Below are 16,952 nucleotides of genomic sequence, written 5' to 3'. Positions count from 1 at the left end.
CGCCAACGAGGTCGATTCGCGGAGGCGGAAGATGCGTGATCAGCCGGCTAACGGCGAATCCCAACCGCACGTCGCCGCGGTCGAATCGTCCGGACGCTGCGATGCGCCCTAGCGAGGCTGCTTGACGGGACTATTTCAGCCTCGCGGCCATATCGGCGGTGGCGCGGCCCGGGACGGCGGCCCTAGAAGCTTGCGCCGGCGAGAGTAGGGGACCCGCACTTGCATCGCGGTGGCTTTGTCTGGCGATCAGCTGGGATAGCGGCACACCATGTACATCGAAATCGTCGGCGATTGCGGCGATTTCGTGCCATCGAGGGTACTGACCCAGGCGACACAGCGAACCGCTCGCACGAGTAGGCCGCCAACCGTGGCGAACTGCGGACAGCGTCGACGCCCGCAGACATCCCCACATACACGAATATCGTTGTGGCACTGGGCTTCACGTGGCTTACGCAAACGGGGAACCGTCACGGCATCTGCGGCTTGGACATGTCGACGTGCTGGCTGGCCATCGCGAGTTGTTCAATCCCGCCGACGCGATGACGCATGCGTTCTCATCACGCAAGGCCTTCAATATTCTGTCAACGGCATGGCGCACCAGGAGGTCGGCTGCGCGTCGGCGCGGCCGTGATTGGCCATGTCGAACATCTCCTCAACAATGCAAGGTTCCATTAGGCGATACCCGCAAGGTGCTACTGAAGACGCCAACGCTCACGTCCTGGCCCCTATCAGCCACGGCCGGCACCGCGGCCGTTTACTTGGAAGCCAGTGTCCGAAATGCTCGTTTATCGTTGATAACTCCAGTTATTCACGAGTCTGTGGGGTCACGGTGACGCGTGCCGATAACGTTGCCTTAGTTCGGGTCCGCGTTAGCGCTGCTAACACGGCTCAACAAGCATTGACGATACCGATTCACCGATCGTCGACTCCTGCACGCTGACCGGCGCCATTGAGCAATCATTTACCTGATGATCGCGGGCGCAGGCCGGCGGCGGCCGAACTTATTGCGTCGGTGATCTTCTGGACCATTGGGCTGTCGAGTTTCCAGCACTGCCAATACAGCGGTACATCAAGATGCACATCGGCGATCCGAACGAACGAGCCGTCCGTCACCGATGGAGCGGCGAGTTGTTCGGGATACATGCCCCAACCCAGGCCCTCACGCACTGCGGCGCCGAAACCCTCGGCTGTCGGGACATAATGCACTGGCCTGTCAATGTCCCGGCGAAACACCTTGCGCACCAACATGTCCTGCAACGCATCGTCGCGATTCCACGCCAGCGACGGTGCCTCGGCCACCGCATGCGCCGTGAATCCATCAGGTAGGCAACGCTTCATGTATGACTTGCCGGCCACCGGGACGTATCGCATGACACCCAGTGGCTGCACCCGACATCCCGGCACCGGTGCGCGCTCAGTCGTCACCGCTCCCATCACCACGCCCTCACGCAGCAACCGTGCCGAATGATCCTGATCCTCGATCCGGATATCGAACAACACATCATCGAGCGCGGCGAAGACGCCCGTGAACCACGTCGCCATCGAATCGGCGTTGACCGCCACCGCAATTCGCGGCACAGAGCCATCCCCGCCGCCCATCTCGCCCAGCGCCTCATCCTCCAACAACGCCGTCTGCGCAGCCAACCGCAACAACGGAACACCCGCCGCCGTTGCCGTACACGGCTTTTCCCGCACCACCAACACCTGGCCAACCCGCTGCTCAAGCGCCTTGATCCGCTGGCTGACCGCCGACGGCGTCACATGCAGCCGCTCCGCCGCCGCGTCGAAAGTGCCGAGCTCGATCACCGCGGCGAAGGCCGCGAGCTGTTGGCTATCTATCTTCACATTAGCAATTCTAATGTGGAGATAGAATCATTAGCTGTACTGATGTGCTGGACCTCCATACCGTCGAACACATGAGCTCGCCCCTGATCCTCGGCTTCATCGCATCCTTCACGCTGATCGCCGCCATCGGCGCGCAGAACGCCTTCGTCTTGCGCCAGGGCATCAGGCGTGAACATGTGCTGGCCGTGGTGGCCCTGTGCACGGTCTCCGACATCGTGCTCATCTCCGCGGGCATCGCCGGCGTGGGTGCACTCATCACTGCACACCCAAGCGCCCTCAACATCGCCAAGTTCGGCGGCGCGCTCTTCCTCATCTGCTACGGCCTGATGGCCGCGCGGCGCGCGTGGCGTCCGTCGTCGTTAACGCCGTCGGAGACCGCGCCCGCCCGCCTGGCCGAGGTGCTGCTGACCTGCGCGGCCCTGACATTTCTCAACCCACACGTCTACCTCGACACCGTCGTACTCCTGGGCGCCCTGGCCAACGAACATCGCGACGACCGGTGGCTGTTCGGCATCGGCGCGGTGACAGCCAGTGCCGTGTGGTTCGTCAGCCTCGGGCTCGGCGCGCGGCGGCTGGCCGGCCTGTTCTCGTCCAACCTGACCTGGCGCATTCTCGACGGCCTGATCGCAGTCATGATGCTCGGACTCGGCGTGTCGCTCGCATCGTCCTGACACAATGTCCGCATGGGGGCCAGTGTTCAGGGCCTTGGTCTACGCGAGCGCAAGAAGATCCAGACCAAGGAGACCATTCAACGCGAGGCGTACCGGCTGTTCGACCAACACGGCTACGCCAACACCACCGTCGAGCAGATCGCCGAAGCCGCCGAGGTCTCGCCCAGTACCTTCTTCCGGTACTTCCCGTCCAAGGAACTTGTGCTCATGGCCGACGATCTCGATCGGGTGACCATCGAGGCGCTGGCCCAGCAACCCGCCGACCTCTCACCGATACAGGCGTTCCGACGCGCATTCGACATCACGATGAAGGTCGTGTCGAAAGACGGTTGGGAGCTGGAACGCACCCGGCAGCGGCTGGTCTTCTCGATACCCGAACTCAAGGCCGCTCAGTTCGACGCGTACGGCCGGATCATCAGGCTCCTCTCGGAAGCCGAGTGTCAGCGCACCGGACGCGACGGCGACGACTTCGAGGTACGCGTCTTCTTCGGCGTGCTTGCCGGCGCCTTGATGGCCGTGATCGACCACTCACCTGGCGCCGTACATCTGCTCTATCGAGCGCTGGACTTCATCGAAGCCGGCATGCCGTTGTAGGCAACCAACGACAATCGCCGCCTTCCGCCCGCAGGTTGTTAGCGCAGTCGCGTTGGTAGGCGCCCCGCCGACGCCGAAGATATCGGACCTCTAGCCCATGGGCCCTTCGGGCAGAGGCGCGTTGCAGCGATCGCGGAAGTCGGAAGCGGCCTGCCTGACTGCCCTGAGCTCGTCTCGCACCTGAGGGTTCGCGTTCATGTAGTTGGTTATCTCCGTGCGCATCTCATCCCTGGACTTGCCCTTGAGGCCGGTGAAGAAGGCGTTCACGTCCGGATGGGTGAACAAGTAGGACGACGTGCCCGCGCTCACACCGGACATGACCCCGGCGAGGTCGGCGGCGGTGCAATTCGGCGGATCGGCGGCTGCGGTCGCCGCGGTGCCGATCAACGTCGCACCGGCGATCACGCCGGCGCCGATAAGGCTGCGAAACAACATTTGAGGCTCCTTGTCGAATTGGTAGTGGGGCATAGAGGCAAGTTCAGCGACGCGGACCGACACCACCTCCGCCGCCGGGCCCACCTGGGCGTCCGATATCGATGGGAGGCACCGGGAGGACCACATCGAGATCCCAGCCGTCGTCGCAATACCAGGGGTCGGCACAGTACGAGGGGTAGTACGGCCCCGCCGTCGGGGCGCTCGGGCCACCGCCGCGAACCTCGCCCTGTGCGCACACCGTGGCAGCACCGGCACTTGTGCAATCTGCCGACACCGGAGAAGCGGAAATGACACCGACGGGCACGAACGTAAGCACAAGTCCCAAACTCAGGCAGCAATGTCTCAGTCGCATGGCTGCTCCCTCCTAGTAGGTGGCCCGCCCCGCCGCCGTAAATCCCCCGACAACGCGCCGGATCCGTTGTATGCAAAGCGTAGGTTGACTTCGCCTGGTGAATAGGTGGAATTCGTAATTAGCGTGATCAAGATCGCTTGCCATCAGAAGGATTACTTTCGTTAGCTTAGGCTCTCTATGCACGCTTTCGCTCTTCGCTTTCCGGCATTCAAACGCGGGTCACGTCGCAGGTCACGGTGCTAGGTTGGCTTTCACGAGCACTGTGAATGGGGCCGGATATGACGGATCAAGATTGGACCAAACCGGCGGCGATGGCCATTCCGAAAGAGGGGTATTTCGAACTCGAGCGAGGGCGTTACGGCCCGATTTTCCCGAGAACTCCGGCCTGCTACGGGTTCTCGATCATCGCCAAAGTAAAAGAGGGGCGTGAAGAGACGGTCCGCGCCTACGGCAAGACCATCGAAGAGACGATCGCCAACAGCCCCGAGGCTCTCGCGCCGCTGCGCCTGCACTACCTCCGCTGGGTGTTGTTCGACGTCGGATCAGGCTTGCACTTCCAATACCAAGGCATCTTCGACACCGACTTCGACAAGTACACCGAAGACGCGGTGCAGCTGTTCAGCGCAACCGGGATCACGACGGTGTTCACGAATCTCGAAGGCTTCCCCGAGGATTGGAAAGAGAACCCCGAAGCGTTCGTGAAGTTCGTGCGTGAACACCAATGCCCGAGCTTCCTCGAGTACGGCGAGTATCCGTACGTGACCGCCGACGAGATCAAGAAGGCGCTGCGGCTGAAGGCAGCCTTCTCCGACATGCTCGACCAAATGCAGTAACCGTGCTCGAGCTAGACGACATTCAGCACATCCTCCTGACCCGCACTCCCGCGATCACGGGGCGCTACGAGTTCATATCCTTTGACACGCCGGAGGGCGGCCGCGCCTGGCTGACCGAGCTGCTCGACAAAGTCCAGTCGGCGGCGGATGTACAGGCGACGATGGACAGCTCAGATCGCTGGGTCACGTTGGCGTTCACGTGGAATGGACTTCGCGCGCTCGGAGTGCCCGAAAAGTCACTGGCCTCCTTCCCCGATGAGTATCGCGAAGGCATGGCTGCCCGGGCGAGCATCCTCGGCGACACCGGCGCCGCCGCTCCCGAGCACTGGGTCGGCGGGCTTGCCGGAGTTGATCTGCACGCAATCGCGATCTTGTTCTCCCGCACCGACGAGCAGTGCCTGCGCTCCATCGACGAGCACGACAAACTACTCGCACGGACCGACGGCGTGCGTTCGCTTTCGTACCTCGATCTCAACGCGTCGCCACCGTTCAACTACGCCCACGACCACTTCGGCTTCCGCGATCGGCTCTCACAGCCGGTGATGAAGGGTTCCGGCGAGGAACCCACCCCCGGCTCCGGTGCGGCGCTGGAACCCGGCGAGTTCATCCTCGGCTATCCCGACGAAAACGGGCCGGTGGCCAATCTGCCTGGGCCCGAGGTGTTGTCGCGCAACGGCAGCTATATGGCGTACCGGCGGCTGGAGGAGCACGTCGGGGCTTTCCGCGACTACCTGCGACAGAATGCCGAGACCCCGGAGGGCCAGGAACTGCTCGCCGCGAAGTTCATGGGCCGCTGGCGCAGTGGCGCGCCCCTTGTGCTCGCTCCTGACAAAGACGACCCCAAATTGGGCGCGGATCCGATGCGCAACAACGACTACAACTACAAAGAGATGGACCCGTTCGGCTACGCGTGCCCGCTGGGATCACACGCACGACGGCTCAATCCGCGCGACACCGCCCACTACATAAACCGTCGTCGCATGATCCGGCGTGGCGCGACATACGGACCCGCGCTGCCCGACGACGCACCAGATGACGGCGTCGACCGCGGCATCGCTGCGTTCATCATCTGTGCCGACCTTGTCCGCCAGTTCGAGTTCGCCCAGAACGTGTGGATCAACGACGACACCTTCCACGAACTCGGCAACGAACACGACCCGATCTGCGGTACCCAGGACGGCACGCTGGACTTCACCGTCCCCAAGCGGCCGATCCGCAAGGTGCACAAAGGAATTCCGGCCTTTACGACATTCAGGGGCGGGGCATACTTCTTCCTGCCCGGCATGAACGCACTGCGCCACCTCGCCACGCTCGGCAACTAGAAGGATCACCATGCGCGCACGCACCTACAACCAGAGCCACGTCGGTCGGCCCCACGCCGGTGGCCGACGCATCAGCATCTACTGGACATGGAGCTATCCCTGGGAAGCACAACGCGATCCGGCCGCGATGGAGAACCGCTTCTCAACCATCACGGAGGTGCGCAACGTTTTGTGGCCGGCATATGAGACCCCGGAATACGACGCTGCGAATTTCCTTCAGGGCATCGCAGGAACGCTGGAGCTCTTCCACCGATCAACGCTGGCCTTCCAAGAACTCGTCGAGGAAGCCACCGGGCACCCGGTCGCCGTCTTCCAGCGAATCGATCAGGCCGGCTACAAACTTCCGATCGACGAACGGATCCTGGGCGACACCGACACCCTGATGGTGTTCGGCCTCGACCATCTGCTGTCCGAGCAGGAGGCGGCACCCGAAGAGATCGCAGCGATCACCGGGTGGCTCAAGCGGGAGGGCACCTGTCTGCTGCTGGCACCGCACCATGACGTCGGCTTCACCGACGACTACGCCCAGCGACAGATCGAGTACGAACACCACGGCGACCGGCTCGTCCCGCGCCAGCAACGCTTCGGCCAATACACCCGCTCACTGATGAAGGCGCTCGACGTCCCGGTGCACAACACGTGGGGGCTACGGCCCGCCGTCGTCGAAGGCACCAAGGAGATCGCACCGCTGACCGGCTTCCGAGACCTTGACACGCCGCGACTGCTCGACAACGTCACCACCTTCAACTTCCACCCGCATCTGCCGCATTACGAACTCACCGCGCCGGAAGGCAAGGAGGTACAGGTCCTCGGCCGTCAGCGGGTTGACCCGAACCGGCCGCATCCGTTCACCGAAGCCGGCAACACGGAGTTCAACGCGCTGATCTGGATGCCGCCGGCCGGTCAGCGGGCAGGTGACATCGTGCTCATCGACTCCACGCACTTCACCACGCTGTTCGGCGGCACCGACAGTCTTCGCAACCTGTGGCACAACCTGGCGACCATGAAGTGACGGCGATGAGTGATCATGGCCGTATGTCCAACAACAGAGCCGTGTTCATCACTGGAGCCGCTGCTGGGATCGGCCGTGCAACGGCGCTGACCTTCGCCCGCAATGGATATCTCGTCGGCGGCTATGACATCGACGAAGTCGGGCTCAAGACGTTGGCCGACGAGATCGACGAATTCGGGGGCACGTCGATGGTCGGGCGCCTCGATGTCACCGACAGCAACGAAATGGCCCAGCGGGTAAGCGAATTCGCCAAGGCCGCCGGTGACCGGCTGGACGTCATGATCAACAACGCCGGCATCCTGCTCGCCGGCCGCTTCGAGGACATCGACGTCGCAAGGCACCTCAAGGAGATCGACATCAACGCCAAGGGTGTCGTCAACGGCCTTCATGCCGCCTTCCCGTATTTGAAATCCACGCCGAACTCGGTCGTCGTCAACCTCGCCTCCGCGTCTGCCATCTACGGGCAAGCCGAGCTGGCCAACTACAGCGCGACCAAGTTCTTCGTCCGCGGCATCACCGAGGCGCTCGACATCGAATGGAGCCGCTACGGCATCCGGGTGATTGCGATGTGGCCGCTGTACGTCCAAACCGCGATGACCGACCACATCAAAACCGGCACGACGGAGTCACTCGGCATCCGGTTGACCGCCCAGGACGTCGCCGACGCGATTGCCAAGGCCGTCGAGCCGTCGCGGGTGCGCCGGGCGCTCCATCAGGTCCACGTCCCCGTCGGCACCCAGACCAAGTTCATGGTCGCGGGTTCCCGCTTCTCGCCAGGATGGCTGACCCGGCTGGTCAACAAACGACTCGCCCACTCCTGAGTTCACTTTCCGGACAACCTTCTGCGACACGATGGCCGCGTGGTGGACATCGACTTCTCCCTGCTGGATGTGCCGCGCGATGCGCCGCCCGCCGATCCCGAGGCATACCTGCGCGCCGCAATCGCCTGGCACTTCGGCGCCGACACGGGTTCGCCGTTCTGGCTGCGCGCCGCGAAAACCCTTGACTTCGATCCGTTGACCGATGTGCAGTGCTTCGCCGATCTCCGCCGGTTCCCCAATCTTGTCGACGAACTGCGCAGTGTCGCGGTCGAAGACCTCATTCCCCGCGGCTATGGCTCGCCGCCGCCGATTCCACGCATTTTCGAATCGGGTGGCACGACGGGAGCGCCGAAACGGACCGCCCAGATGCCCGACTGGCTCGAGCAAGTCGCCCGGTGGCAGGTCGAGGACTTCACCGCCGGCGGCTATGTACCGGGTCGCGGACTGCTCTGCCTGATGCCGAGCGGACCGCATGGAGTGGGCCACTTCGACCGCGTCGTCGCCGAGCGGCTGGGGTCGATATTCCACCCGATCGATCTGGATCCTCGGTGGGTCAAGAAGATCGCCGCGCGCAATGCGACTGCCGAAGTGACCGCCTACGTCGACCACATCCTCGAGCAGGCGTACCACATCCTGCAGACCCAGGACGTCGCGAACCTGCACACCACTCCCCCACTGCTGGAGGCGATCGCCCATGACGACGATCTGATCTGCTTGGTGAACAACAAGATTCGGTACTTGCTTCTCAGCGGCGCCCACCTCGACATGGACACCCTCGACCTGCTTCGCGACATCTTCCCCAACACCGCGGTCGCGATGGCGTTCGGAAGCACGATGATCCTGTCCCAAGCGGCGACCAGAGTCGACGGAGACTCGTTCGTCTTCGACCCACGCACGCCCTACGTCGTCTTCTGGGTGATCGATCCCGAGACAGGTGCCGAAGTGCCGTTCGGAGAACGCGGCCAGGTGGTGATGAACCACATCAGCAAGGGCATGTTCGTCCCGAACAACCTGGAACGCGACACCGCAATCCGGATGCCCGGACCCGACGGGCAGGTCGGCGATTCGGTCAGCGAGGTCGCGCCGGTCTCGGTGTTCGGCGGCGAGGCAGTCATCGAGGGCGTGTACTGAATGACCGGCTACCTGCTCGACATCGTCGCCCTGGGCCCCGACGGTCAGTACCGAACCCGCAACCGGGAGATCGTCAGCGACGTCGGCGGTGTGCCCGTCGCCGAGTTATCCCTCGTGCCAAGGCTGTTCGTCACCCGTGCCATCGATGCCCAGCGCAGGTTGCGACCCTTGCCGACCGCCCAACGCGCGGCCGCACTCACGCGCGCCGCAGACTTGTTTGTGTCGTCGTCGATCGGCGGGCTCGACTTCGACAGCTACCTCACGCTGACCTGCCGGGTGTCCGGACTTCCGATGACCGCCGTTCGCGCAGGCGCCGCAGCCGTCGTCGAGGGCCTCACCGCCGCATGCGACGCTGTGCGACCGGCCCAGCCACGCGGAGCCGACACCGACTGGCGCACAGTCCGGCCGGCCGGCGGCGCTATTTGGGCGAGACGAGGGCAGGTGCTCGCCGTTCATGCGCCCGGAAACGCGCCGGGCGTGCACGGCCTCTGGCTGCAGGCGCTGGCACTGGGATATCGCATCGCGGTCCGCCCGTCGCGTCGCGACCCTCTCACCGCCCACCGGGTCGTCCACGCCTTGCGGGAGGCCGGATTTCGGCCCGGCGACGCGGTGTACCTGCCGACCGACCACATCGTCGCCAACGATGTCATCCGCGCGGCCGACCTGGCCATGGTCTATGGCGGCCAGGATGTCGTGGACAAATATGCGGCGGATCCCTCCGTGCTGACCAACGGTCCCGGCCGCTCCAAAATTCTGATCACCGCCGAACGGGACTGGCGTGACTATCTGGACGTGGTCGTCGACTCGATCGCCAACTTGGGCGGGACGGCGTGCGTCAACACCACCGCCGTGTTGTACGAGGGCGATGCGGCGCCGCTCGCGCACGCGATCGCGGATCGGCTGGCGACCCTTGAGCCTCTGCCCAACACCGACGAAAAGGCCATTCTGCCAACAACGTCCATCGAATCCGCGCGAGCCATCGCCGATCACCTGGCGGTCAAGGCAACCGGAGCGGTCCCGATTCTCGGTGCCGACGGGGTGGTCGCCGACATCGGCGCCGGTTTCGCGGCGCTACGGCCGGCCGTACACCTCCTGCACAGGCCCGAGCCTGCCAAACTCAACGTCGAGCTGCCGTTCCCCTGTGTCTGGGTGTCGCCATGGTCGCGGGCAGACGGCCTAGTCCCGCTACGAAACTCGTTGGTGCTCAATGCCATCACCAGTGACGATGATCTCGTCGACGATCTCGTCAACGAACCGTCCGTAACCAACGTGTACAGCGGTCACTACCCCACCCACTACGCCGCACCGCACATTCCTCACGAAGGATTTCTGGCCGACTTCCTGATGCGCAATAAGGGCTTCATCTCCGATGCGCGGCTGGCACACTCCTGACATGTTCAAGCTGACCGTTCAAGACGTGTTTTTCATCCGCAATCGCGGCGTCGTGGCAACGGGCCGGGTGGAAAGCGGCATGCTGCGGGTCGGCGATACCGTGCAGATCGACGGCACGCTCACCGCGACGGTCGACGCGATCGAGGTGTTCCGCAAGAAGATCGATCAAGCACAGGCCGGCGACAACATCGGGATCCTGTTCAGGGACATCGAGAAAAGTCAGATCCCGCAAGGGGCCGTCATCACCGCTACCGGGGAGTTTCGTTCGATCGAGGAATCGCCCTTCATCGTCTGACCCGCACCAAAGCGAAGAATCATTCACCCCGAGCCAATTTCTTGTGCGCGGCCGTCGGCGACGTCAGCATCTGCGATGTGGTGACTCAAGATAACCAAAGCTGGACAGACCGGCTCGGCCGGATCGGCACCGACTGGTGGGCGACGATCGTCGCCGGCGTAATCGTGTTGCTCGCCGTCGCAAACGTCCTCCCGAAGATTCCGTGGTGACGCGATGAGCACCGTTGATCAGGCGAAGACCGCCTCCGAGGACTCCACCTTCACCAGCCGCAACGTGCTCGATTACGTGCCGGGTGTACTGCTGCTGATCGGCGTCGGTGTGCTCGGCAAGTATGCGCAGGTCTGGTGGAACTCCCTTGCCCGCCATCAGCATTGGACAGTCCCCGACATCGAATACGTACTATGGGCGATCGTCATCGGCCTCGTCATCACCAACACCGTTGGTGTGCACCGGATTTTCCGGCCCGGTGTTCAGACATACGAGTTCTGGTTGAAGGTCGGCATCGTCGCACTGGGTGCACGCTTCGTTCTTGGCGACATCATCAAGCTCGGCGGGCTGTCGCTCATTCAGATCCTCATCGACATGGCCGTCGCCGGTTCGATCATCCTTGCCGCGGCCCGTTTCTTCGGGCTGTCGGGCAAGCTCGGGTCGCTGCTGGCGATCGGGACCTCGATCTGCGGTGTGTCGGCCATCGTCGCCTCCAAGGGCGCAATCAAGGCGCGCAACTCCGACGCCAGCTACGCCATCGCCGCGATCCTGGCGCTGGGCGCCGTCGCGTTGTTCACGCTGCCGCCGCTGGGCCACGCGCTCGGGCTCAGCGACCATGAATTCGGCCTATGGGCGGGCCTGGCGGTCGACAACACCGCGGAGACCACCGCGACGGGTTACCTGTATTCCGACCAGGCGGGCAAGATCGCCGTTCTCGTCAAGTCAACGCGCAACGCCTTGATCGGTTTCGTCGTACTCGGCTTCGCGCTGTACTGGGCATCCCGCGGCGAGGCCGACGAGATTGCGCCGGGTCTGCGAGCCAAAGCCGCCTTCATCTGGGAGAAGTTCCCGAAGTTCGTGCTCGGCTTCTTGGCTGTGTCGGCCATCGCCACCGCGGGTTGGCTGACCAAAGGCCAAAGCACCAACCTCGCGAACATTTCGAAATGGGCGTTCCTTCTGACGTTCGCCGGCGTCGGACTGAACACCAACTTCCGGGAACTCGCCCGCACCGGCTGGCGTCCCTTGGTTGTCGCGATCATCGGCCTCGTCGTAGTGGCGGCGGTATCCCTTGGGCTCGTGCTGCTCACATCCCGCGTATTTCATTGGGGCATTGGGGCGGGCTGACTTCGGCGAGTTCGTCACCGTCCTGCCAGATTTGCCGGTTACGCTCACGCCGTGCTGAGCAGGCGTGGTTTCTTGGGGGTAGCCGGTGCCGCGTTGGCCGCCGCCTGCAGCCGCCAGAAACCGGGCACCGTCGCCAAGGACGGCTCGGTCACCGTCAAGCACGTGTTCGGTGAGACCAAGATCCCGGCACCACCCAAGCGGGTCGTCAGCGCGGGTTTCACCGAACAGGACGACCTGCTCGCCGTCGGCGTCGTCCCCATCGCGATGACCGACTGGTTCGGCGGTCAGCCGTTCGGCGTATGGCCTTGGGCGCAGCCCAAACTCGGCGCCGCGCAGCCCGTAGTACTCAGCCTGGCCGACGGTATCCAGGTCGATCAGATTGCGTCGCTGAAACCCGACCTGATCGTCGCGACCAACGCCGGGCTCGACCGGGACACCTACACCAAGCTGTCGGCCATCGCGCCGACGATCGCGCAGTCCGGCCCAGACGCGTTCTTCGAGCCGTGGAAGGACCAGGCCACCACGATCGGGCAGGCGGTTTTCAAGAACGACGACATGCAGAGATTGATCGGCAGCGTCGACGAGAAGTTCAAGACGGTGGGCTCCACCAGTCCGCAATTCGCAGGCAAGAAGGTACTGCTGCTGCGGGGCACTCTCTACCAGGACAGCGCGCAGGTGACGGAGACCGGCTGGCGCACGGACTTCCTCACCCAGATGGGATTCACAATTCCCGACACCGGCGGCTGGCTCATCCCCCGCGACAAGATGGCGTCGGTGCTCGACACCGCCGAGGTACTGATCTGGAGCACCGAGAGCGACGAGGAACAGGCGGCGCTGCTCGCCGACCCGACGATCGCCAAACTGCGAGCAACAGTCCAAAACCGCAACGTCTTCACCGGTAAGGACCTCGCCGGTGCGATCGCGTTCGCGTCGGCGCTGTCCTACCCGATAGTGGCCGACCAGCTGCCGCCCCTCATCGCGAAGGCGCTTGCCTGATCTAATGTGCGGGTGACCAGCGACCAGACCGACACCAAAGAGCAGCACGCCGCATTCGCTCAGGTCGGGTCCGCTTATTATCCGGCTCTCGCCGCTGTCTTCACCGCGCTCGTGATCATCTCGAACGTGACGGCGACGAAGGGCGTCGCGTTCGGCCCGATCATCGGCAACTGGTCGATCATCACCGACGGCGGATTCATCGTCTTCCCCCTCACCTACGTCATCGGCGATGTGTTGTCTGAGGTCTACGGGTTCAAGGCCGCCCGCCGGGTGATCTATCTCGGATTCGCGATGAATGCGCTGGCCGCCCTCGCGTTCTGGGTGACGATCTACCTGCCTGCCGCCGACTTCTATACCAACCAGGAGCACTTCGAGAACATCGTGCACGCCTACACCCAGCTGATCGTCGCGGGGCTCGCTGGGTTCATCGTCGGGCAGACCATCAACGCCTGGGTCGTCGTGCTCATCAAGGAGCGCACCAAGGAGAAGCACCTCTGGGCGCGTTTGGTCGGCTCGACGTTCGCGGGCCAGCTCGGTGACACCCTGGTGTTCTGCAGCCTCGCGGCGAGCGCGATCGGCATCAACACCGTCAGCGACTTTGTCACGTACACGGTGCTGGGTTGGTTGTACAAGACCGGCGTCGAGGTGGTCATGCTGCCCATCACCTACCGCGTGATCGCGTATATCAAACGCCACGAACCCACCTACGCACCCACAGTTTGAGCCTTCGATAAGGCTCCTCTGGCAAGGCTCATAGAGCCACCCCATGGCTTGCTACTCGCGAGTAGGTTCGGGTCATGAGCGTGACAGCGGATGTGATGGATACCGGCCTGAGCACCGGCCCCATCACGGTTCATGACTACGGCGATGCGGCCCTGCTGCTTGAGTTCAGCAGCACCGCAGAAGTATTGGCCTGGACCGAGGCGCTACGGCGGGCCGAGCTGCTCGGCGTGCTCGACATCGTTCCGGCATCCCGCACCGTGTTGATCAAGCTGGCCGGGCCGCGATATCAATCGCCGACCCGGCAGCGGCTCAGCAAGCTGCCGGTGACGGCCGAATCGGTGGCGGAGCTGAGCTCGCCACCCGACGGCCGCGCCGACGTTGAGATCGATGTGGTCTACGACGGCGAGGACCTCGACGAGGTGGCCCGCCTCACCGGATTGACGCCCGATCAGGTGATCGCCGCGCACACCGGCACCCCATGGCGGGTCGGATTCGGTGGATTCGCACCAGGATTCGCCTACCTCATCGGCGGTGATTCGCGGCTGGAGGTGCCCCGCCAATCCGAGCCGCGCATGAAGGTGCCAGCCGGTGCCGTCGGCTTGGCCGGCGAATTCAGCGGTGTCTACCCGCGGGAATCGCCCGGCGGTTGGCAACTGATCGGTCACACCTCCGAAAACGCAGCCGTGCTGTGGGACGTCGACCGGGAGAATCCCGCGCTGTTGACGCCCGGCATGTGGGTTCAGTTCAAGGCGGTGAGGTCATGACCACAGCTGAATACGCGGCTCAGCCGCGCGTCACGCTCGAGATTCTGCGCACAGGGCCGCTGGCGCTGGTCGAAGACCTCGGCCGGCCAGGACTGGCACAGATGGGCGTGACGCGCTCCGGCGCCGCCGACCGCCGGTCGCACATGCTGGCCAACCGTCTGGTGGCCAATCCCGGTGACCGCGCCACCGTCGAGGTGACGTTCGGCGGATTCTCCGCGCGGGTGCGTGGTGGCGATGTCGCAATCGCGGTGACGGGCGCCGACACCGATCCGTCGGTGAACGGAAAGCCGTTCGGCACCAACAGCATTCACTACGCGCATGATGGCCAAGTGATCTCGCTGGGGGCACCGCATTCCGGCCTGCGTTCATACCTTGCGGTGCGGGGCGGGATCGATGTCTCGCCCGTTCTCGGTTCACGCTCGTATGACGTGATGTCGGCGATCGGGCCGCTGCCCCTGCAGCCCGGCGACGTACTGCCGATCGGCGATCACGCCGAGGAATTTCCCGAACTGGACCAAGCACCGGTGGCCGCGATCGAGGACGATGTCGTCGAACTGATGGTGGTACCCGGTCCGCGCGACGACTGGTTCGTCGATCCGGATGTGTTGATCCGCACCAACTGGCAGACCACCAACCGCACCGACCGCGTCGGCATGCGGCTGGTCGGTATGCCACTGGAGTACCGCTGGCCAGACCGGCAACTGCCGAGCGAGGGAGCGACCCGCGGGGCAATTCAGGTGCCGCCCAACGGGTTCCCGGTGATTCTGGGGCCAGACCACCCGGTGACCGGCGGGTACCCGGTGATTGGCGTGATCGTCGACGAGGACATCGACAAGATCGGGCAGATTCGCCCGGGCCAGACCGTACGGATGCACTGGTCGCGACCACGGAAGCCGTTCGAGGACTAGCTTCGGGGTGCCGAACGTTCCGTACCGCTCGACAATCGGGCCGGAATTCGAGCGGTAACGAACGTTCGCCCGGCCGCTGGAGCGCGGATCCTGGTAGAACGACAGTGTGCACACCCAGGTCCACACTGCCCGCCTGGTCCACACCGCCGATCTCGACAACGAGACCCGCGACGACGCGCGCCGGATGGTCGTCGAGGCCTTCGACGGTGGGTTCTCCGACGCCGACTGGGAACACGCGCTCGGCGGCATGCACGCCCTGATCTGCTACCACAACGCGCTGATCGCACATGCCGCCGTCGTCCAGCGGCGCCTGATCTACCGCGACACCGCCCTGCGCTGCGGTTACGTCGAAGCCATGGCGGTGCGTGAGGACTGGCGCGGGCAAGGCCTGGCCCGCGCCTTGATGGACGCGGTCGAGCAAGTCCTGCGCGGCGCCTACCAACTCGGGGCGCTGAGTTCCTCGGAGGCCGCCAGGCCCATCTACATGGCCCGCGGCTGGCTGCCTTGGAAGGGGCCGACGTCGGTACTCGCGCCGGCCGGGGTGACTCGCACGCCCGACGACGACAACGGGCTGTTCGTCTTGCCGATCAGCGTCGAGCTCGACACCACCGCCGAAATCACGTGCGACTGGCGCGACGGCGACGTCTGGTGACGGGCGTAGTTTGGAAGAGGTGACGACTCCGGCCTCCTTCCGCCCCAACCCCGAAGCCTTCGACAAGCTCTACCGCGGGGAAGCCGCGTTCGAGGGCGGCCCTCCGCCCACCGCTATTCCGTGGGACGTTCATCAGGCGCAGCCGCGGTTGATGGAAGTCGAAGCGCTGGGCGGCATTTCGGGTGAGGTACTCGACATCGGCTGCGGCCTCGGCGACAACTCGATCTACCTGGCGTCGCGCGGACACTCGGTCACCGGGCTGGACGGTTCGCCTGCCGCGATCGAAGAGGCACGCCGGCGCGCGGCCGACGCCGGCGTCTCCGTCACATTCGATGTGGCCGACGCCACAAGCCTGACGGGATACGACGGCCGATTCGACACGGTCATCGACAGCGCCTTGTACCACTGCCTCGCCGAGGATGGCCGGCATGCGTACATCGCCGGGCTGTACCGCGCGACGCGGCCCGGTGCGCGACTACATCTGTGGTGCTTCTCGGACGGCAACATCAACGGCGTGATCGCACCGATGGGTTCCGTGCCGGAATCCGATCTTCGCGACACCCTGACGGCCAACGGTTGGCGCATCGACTTCCTCGGCCCCACCGCGTATTTGGGCAACGCGCTCGCGTTCGGCGGTGGCCGAGAGCTTCCCGAGGCGATTGCCGAGCAAATGCCTCCCGAAGTGCTGGCGCAGATGCGCGAGGTGGCCGCGCGGTTCGAAAAGATCGCCGACCTGCTCGACGACGGCCGCGTCTATCTGCCGTTCACCGTCGTGCACGCCCATCGCGTCGATTAGATCTCACACGGCCGCCCGCGCAAAGGTGAGCGGAATTTCACGGCGGGGTTATCGCGGAGCACTTTCGGGCAATAAAGC

The 16,952-nt window shown here is 64.3% G+C and carries 20 protein-coding genes; 17 read left to right on the top strand and 3 right to left on the bottom strand.

What is annotated here, in order from left to right; genetic code table 11:
- Positions 1-957: 957 nt before the first annotated feature.
- Complete coding sequence (locus VJV41_RS09245) at positions 958-1,845, bottom strand: LysR family transcriptional regulator ArgP (RefSeq protein WP_414684920.1); 888 nt, start codon at positions 1,843-1,845, stop codon at positions 958-960.
- 71 nt (positions 1,846-1,916) lie between these two features.
- Here VJV41_RS09245 and lysE point away from each other — a divergent pair, with 71 nt between their 5' ends.
- Positions 1,917-2,516, top strand: a complete 600-nt coding sequence (gene lysE / locus VJV41_RS09240; protein ID WP_325332996.1) for an L-lysine exporter — start codon at positions 1,917-1,919, stop codon at positions 2,514-2,516.
- Between the two features lie 12 nt (positions 2,517-2,528).
- Positions 2,529-3,110 carry a TetR family transcriptional regulator gene (locus VJV41_RS09235; RefSeq protein ID WP_325332995.1) on the top strand — a complete coding sequence of 194 codons (582 nt, stop codon included), beginning with the start codon at positions 2,529-2,531 and terminating at the stop codon, positions 3,108-3,110.
- A gap of 90 nt (positions 3,111-3,200) precedes the next feature.
- Here the strand turns inward: VJV41_RS09235 and VJV41_RS09230 are convergent, their stop codons facing one another.
- Together VJV41_RS09230 and VJV41_RS09225 are read right to left on the bottom strand one after the other, a co-directional pair.
- Entirely contained in the window at positions 3,201-3,545 is a 345-nt protein-coding gene (locus VJV41_RS09230; protein ID WP_325332994.1) for a heme-binding protein, read from the bottom strand.
- 43 nt (positions 3,546-3,588) lie between these two features.
- Positions 3,589-3,897 (bottom strand): hypothetical protein, encoded by a 309-nt coding sequence (locus tag VJV41_RS09225; RefSeq protein ID WP_325332993.1) that lies wholly within the window; start codon positions 3,895-3,897, stop codon positions 3,589-3,591.
- Positions 3,898-4,175: 278 nt separating this feature from the next.
- Here VJV41_RS09225 and VJV41_RS09220 point away from each other — a divergent pair, with 278 nt between their 5' ends.
- The 15 genes from VJV41_RS09220 (at position 4,176) to VJV41_RS09150 (ending at position 16,874) form a co-directional block, all read left to right on the top strand.
- Entirely contained in the window at positions 4,176-4,730 is a 555-nt protein-coding gene (locus VJV41_RS09220; RefSeq protein ID WP_325332992.1) for a hypothetical protein, read from the top strand.
- A gap of 2 nt (positions 4,731-4,732) precedes the next feature.
- Positions 4,733-6,052 carry a peroxidase gene (locus VJV41_RS09215; protein ID WP_325332991.1) on the top strand — a complete coding sequence of 440 codons (1,320 nt, stop codon included), beginning with the start codon at positions 4,733-4,735 and terminating at the stop codon, positions 6,050-6,052.
- Positions 6,053-6,062: 10 nt separating this feature from the next.
- Positions 6,063-7,064: a hypothetical protein gene (locus VJV41_RS09210; RefSeq protein WP_325332990.1), complete on the top strand. Its 1,002-nt coding sequence runs from the start codon at positions 6,063-6,065 to the stop codon at positions 7,062-7,064.
- A gap of 23 nt (positions 7,065-7,087) precedes the next feature.
- Positions 7,088-7,885 (top strand): SDR family oxidoreductase, encoded by a 798-nt coding sequence (locus VJV41_RS09205; RefSeq protein ID WP_325332989.1) that lies wholly within the window; start codon positions 7,088-7,090, stop codon positions 7,883-7,885.
- 39 nt (positions 7,886-7,924) lie between these two features.
- Positions 7,925-9,016 carry a phenazine antibiotic biosynthesis protein gene (locus VJV41_RS09200; protein ID WP_325332988.1) on the top strand — a complete coding sequence of 364 codons (1,092 nt, stop codon included), beginning with the start codon at positions 7,925-7,927 and terminating at the stop codon, positions 9,014-9,016.
- 12 nt (positions 9,017-9,028) lie between these two features.
- On the top strand, positions 9,029-10,408 hold the full coding sequence (locus VJV41_RS09195) for an aldehyde dehydrogenase family protein (protein WP_325333005.1): 1,380 nt from the start codon (positions 9,029-9,031) through the stop codon (positions 10,406-10,408).
- A gap of 1 nt (position 10,409) precedes the next feature.
- A complete protein-coding gene (locus VJV41_RS09190) occupies positions 10,410-10,703 on the top strand; it encodes an EF-Tu/IF-2/RF-3 family GTPase (protein ID WP_325332987.1) in 294 nt (97 codons plus the stop codon).
- 77 nt (positions 10,704-10,780) lie between these two features.
- Positions 10,781-10,912 carry a hypothetical protein gene (locus tag VJV41_RS09185; RefSeq protein ID WP_325333008.1) on the top strand — a complete coding sequence of 44 codons (132 nt, stop codon included), beginning with the start codon at positions 10,781-10,783 and terminating at the stop codon, positions 10,910-10,912.
- A gap of 4 nt (positions 10,913-10,916) precedes the next feature.
- Positions 10,917-12,035: a YeiH family protein gene (locus VJV41_RS09180; RefSeq protein WP_325332986.1), complete on the top strand. Its 1,119-nt coding sequence runs from the start codon at positions 10,917-10,919 to the stop codon at positions 12,033-12,035.
- Positions 12,036-12,089: 54 nt separating this feature from the next.
- On the top strand, positions 12,090-13,031 hold the full coding sequence (locus VJV41_RS09175) for an ABC transporter substrate-binding protein (protein ID WP_325333004.1): 942 nt from the start codon (positions 12,090-12,092) through the stop codon (positions 13,029-13,031).
- A 12-nt stretch (positions 13,032-13,043) separates the two neighbouring features.
- Complete coding sequence (locus tag VJV41_RS09170) at positions 13,044-13,754, top strand: queuosine precursor transporter (RefSeq protein ID WP_325332985.1); 711 nt, start codon at positions 13,044-13,046, stop codon at positions 13,752-13,754.
- Positions 13,755-13,828: 74 nt separating this feature from the next.
- Entirely contained in the window at positions 13,829-14,518 is a 690-nt protein-coding gene (locus VJV41_RS09165) for an allophanate hydrolase subunit 1 (RefSeq protein ID WP_325332984.1), read from the top strand.
- A complete protein-coding gene (locus VJV41_RS09160; RefSeq protein WP_325332983.1) occupies positions 14,515-15,426 on the top strand; it encodes a 5-oxoprolinase/urea amidolyase family protein in 912 nt (303 codons plus the stop codon). Before VJV41_RS09165 ends, VJV41_RS09160 begins: the two co-directional genes overlap by 4 nt.
- Positions 15,427-15,532: 106 nt before the next feature.
- Positions 15,533-16,078, top strand: a complete 546-nt coding sequence (locus VJV41_RS09155; RefSeq protein WP_325332982.1) for a GNAT family N-acetyltransferase — start codon at positions 15,533-15,535, stop codon at positions 16,076-16,078.
- A gap of 19 nt (positions 16,079-16,097) precedes the next feature.
- The gene (locus tag VJV41_RS09150) at positions 16,098-16,874 is read left to right on the top strand and encodes a class I SAM-dependent methyltransferase (RefSeq protein WP_325332981.1); all 777 of its coding nucleotides are present in this window, start codon (positions 16,098-16,100) and stop codon (positions 16,872-16,874) included.
- Positions 16,875-16,952: the final 78 nt, after the last annotated feature.

Source organism: Mycobacterium sp., from assembly GCF_035274705.1.
GTDB lineage: Bacteria > Actinomycetota > Actinomycetes > Mycobacteriales > Mycobacteriaceae > Mycobacterium.
The sequence above is the reverse complement of the archived record's forward strand: the minus strand, read 5'-3'. Positions and strand labels throughout refer to the sequence as shown.

Coding starts and splice junctions, on each gene's coding strand:
- lysE (WP_325332996.1), top strand. CDS start 1,917: ATGAGCTCGCCCCTGATCCTCGGCTTCATCGCATCCTTCACGCTGATC.
- VJV41_RS09235 (WP_325332995.1), top strand. CDS start 2,529: ATGGGGGCCAGTGTTCAGGGCCTTGGTCTACGCGAGCGCAAGAAGATC.
- VJV41_RS09230 (WP_325332994.1), bottom strand. CDS start 3,545: ATGTTGTTTCGCAGCCTTATCGGCGCCGGCGTGATCGCCGGTGCGACG.
- VJV41_RS09225 (WP_325332993.1), bottom strand. CDS start 3,897: ATGCGACTGAGACATTGCTGCCTGAGTTTGGGACTTGTGCTTACGTTC.
- VJV41_RS09220 (WP_325332992.1), top strand. CDS start 4,176: ATGACGGATCAAGATTGGACCAAACCGGCGGCGATGGCCATTCCGAAA.
- VJV41_RS09210 (WP_325332990.1), top strand. CDS start 6,063: ATGCGCGCACGCACCTACAACCAGAGCCACGTCGGTCGGCCCCACGCC.
- VJV41_RS09205 (WP_325332989.1), top strand. CDS start 7,088: ATGTCCAACAACAGAGCCGTGTTCATCACTGGAGCCGCTGCTGGGATC.
- VJV41_RS09190 (WP_325332987.1), top strand. CDS start 10,410: ATGTTCAAGCTGACCGTTCAAGACGTGTTTTTCATCCGCAATCGCGGC.
- VJV41_RS09180 (WP_325332986.1), top strand. CDS start 10,917: ATGAGCACCGTTGATCAGGCGAAGACCGCCTCCGAGGACTCCACCTTC.
- VJV41_RS09165 (WP_325332984.1), top strand. CDS start 13,829: ATGAGCGTGACAGCGGATGTGATGGATACCGGCCTGAGCACCGGCCCC.
- VJV41_RS09160 (WP_325332983.1), top strand. CDS start 14,515: ATGACCACAGCTGAATACGCGGCTCAGCCGCGCGTCACGCTCGAGATT.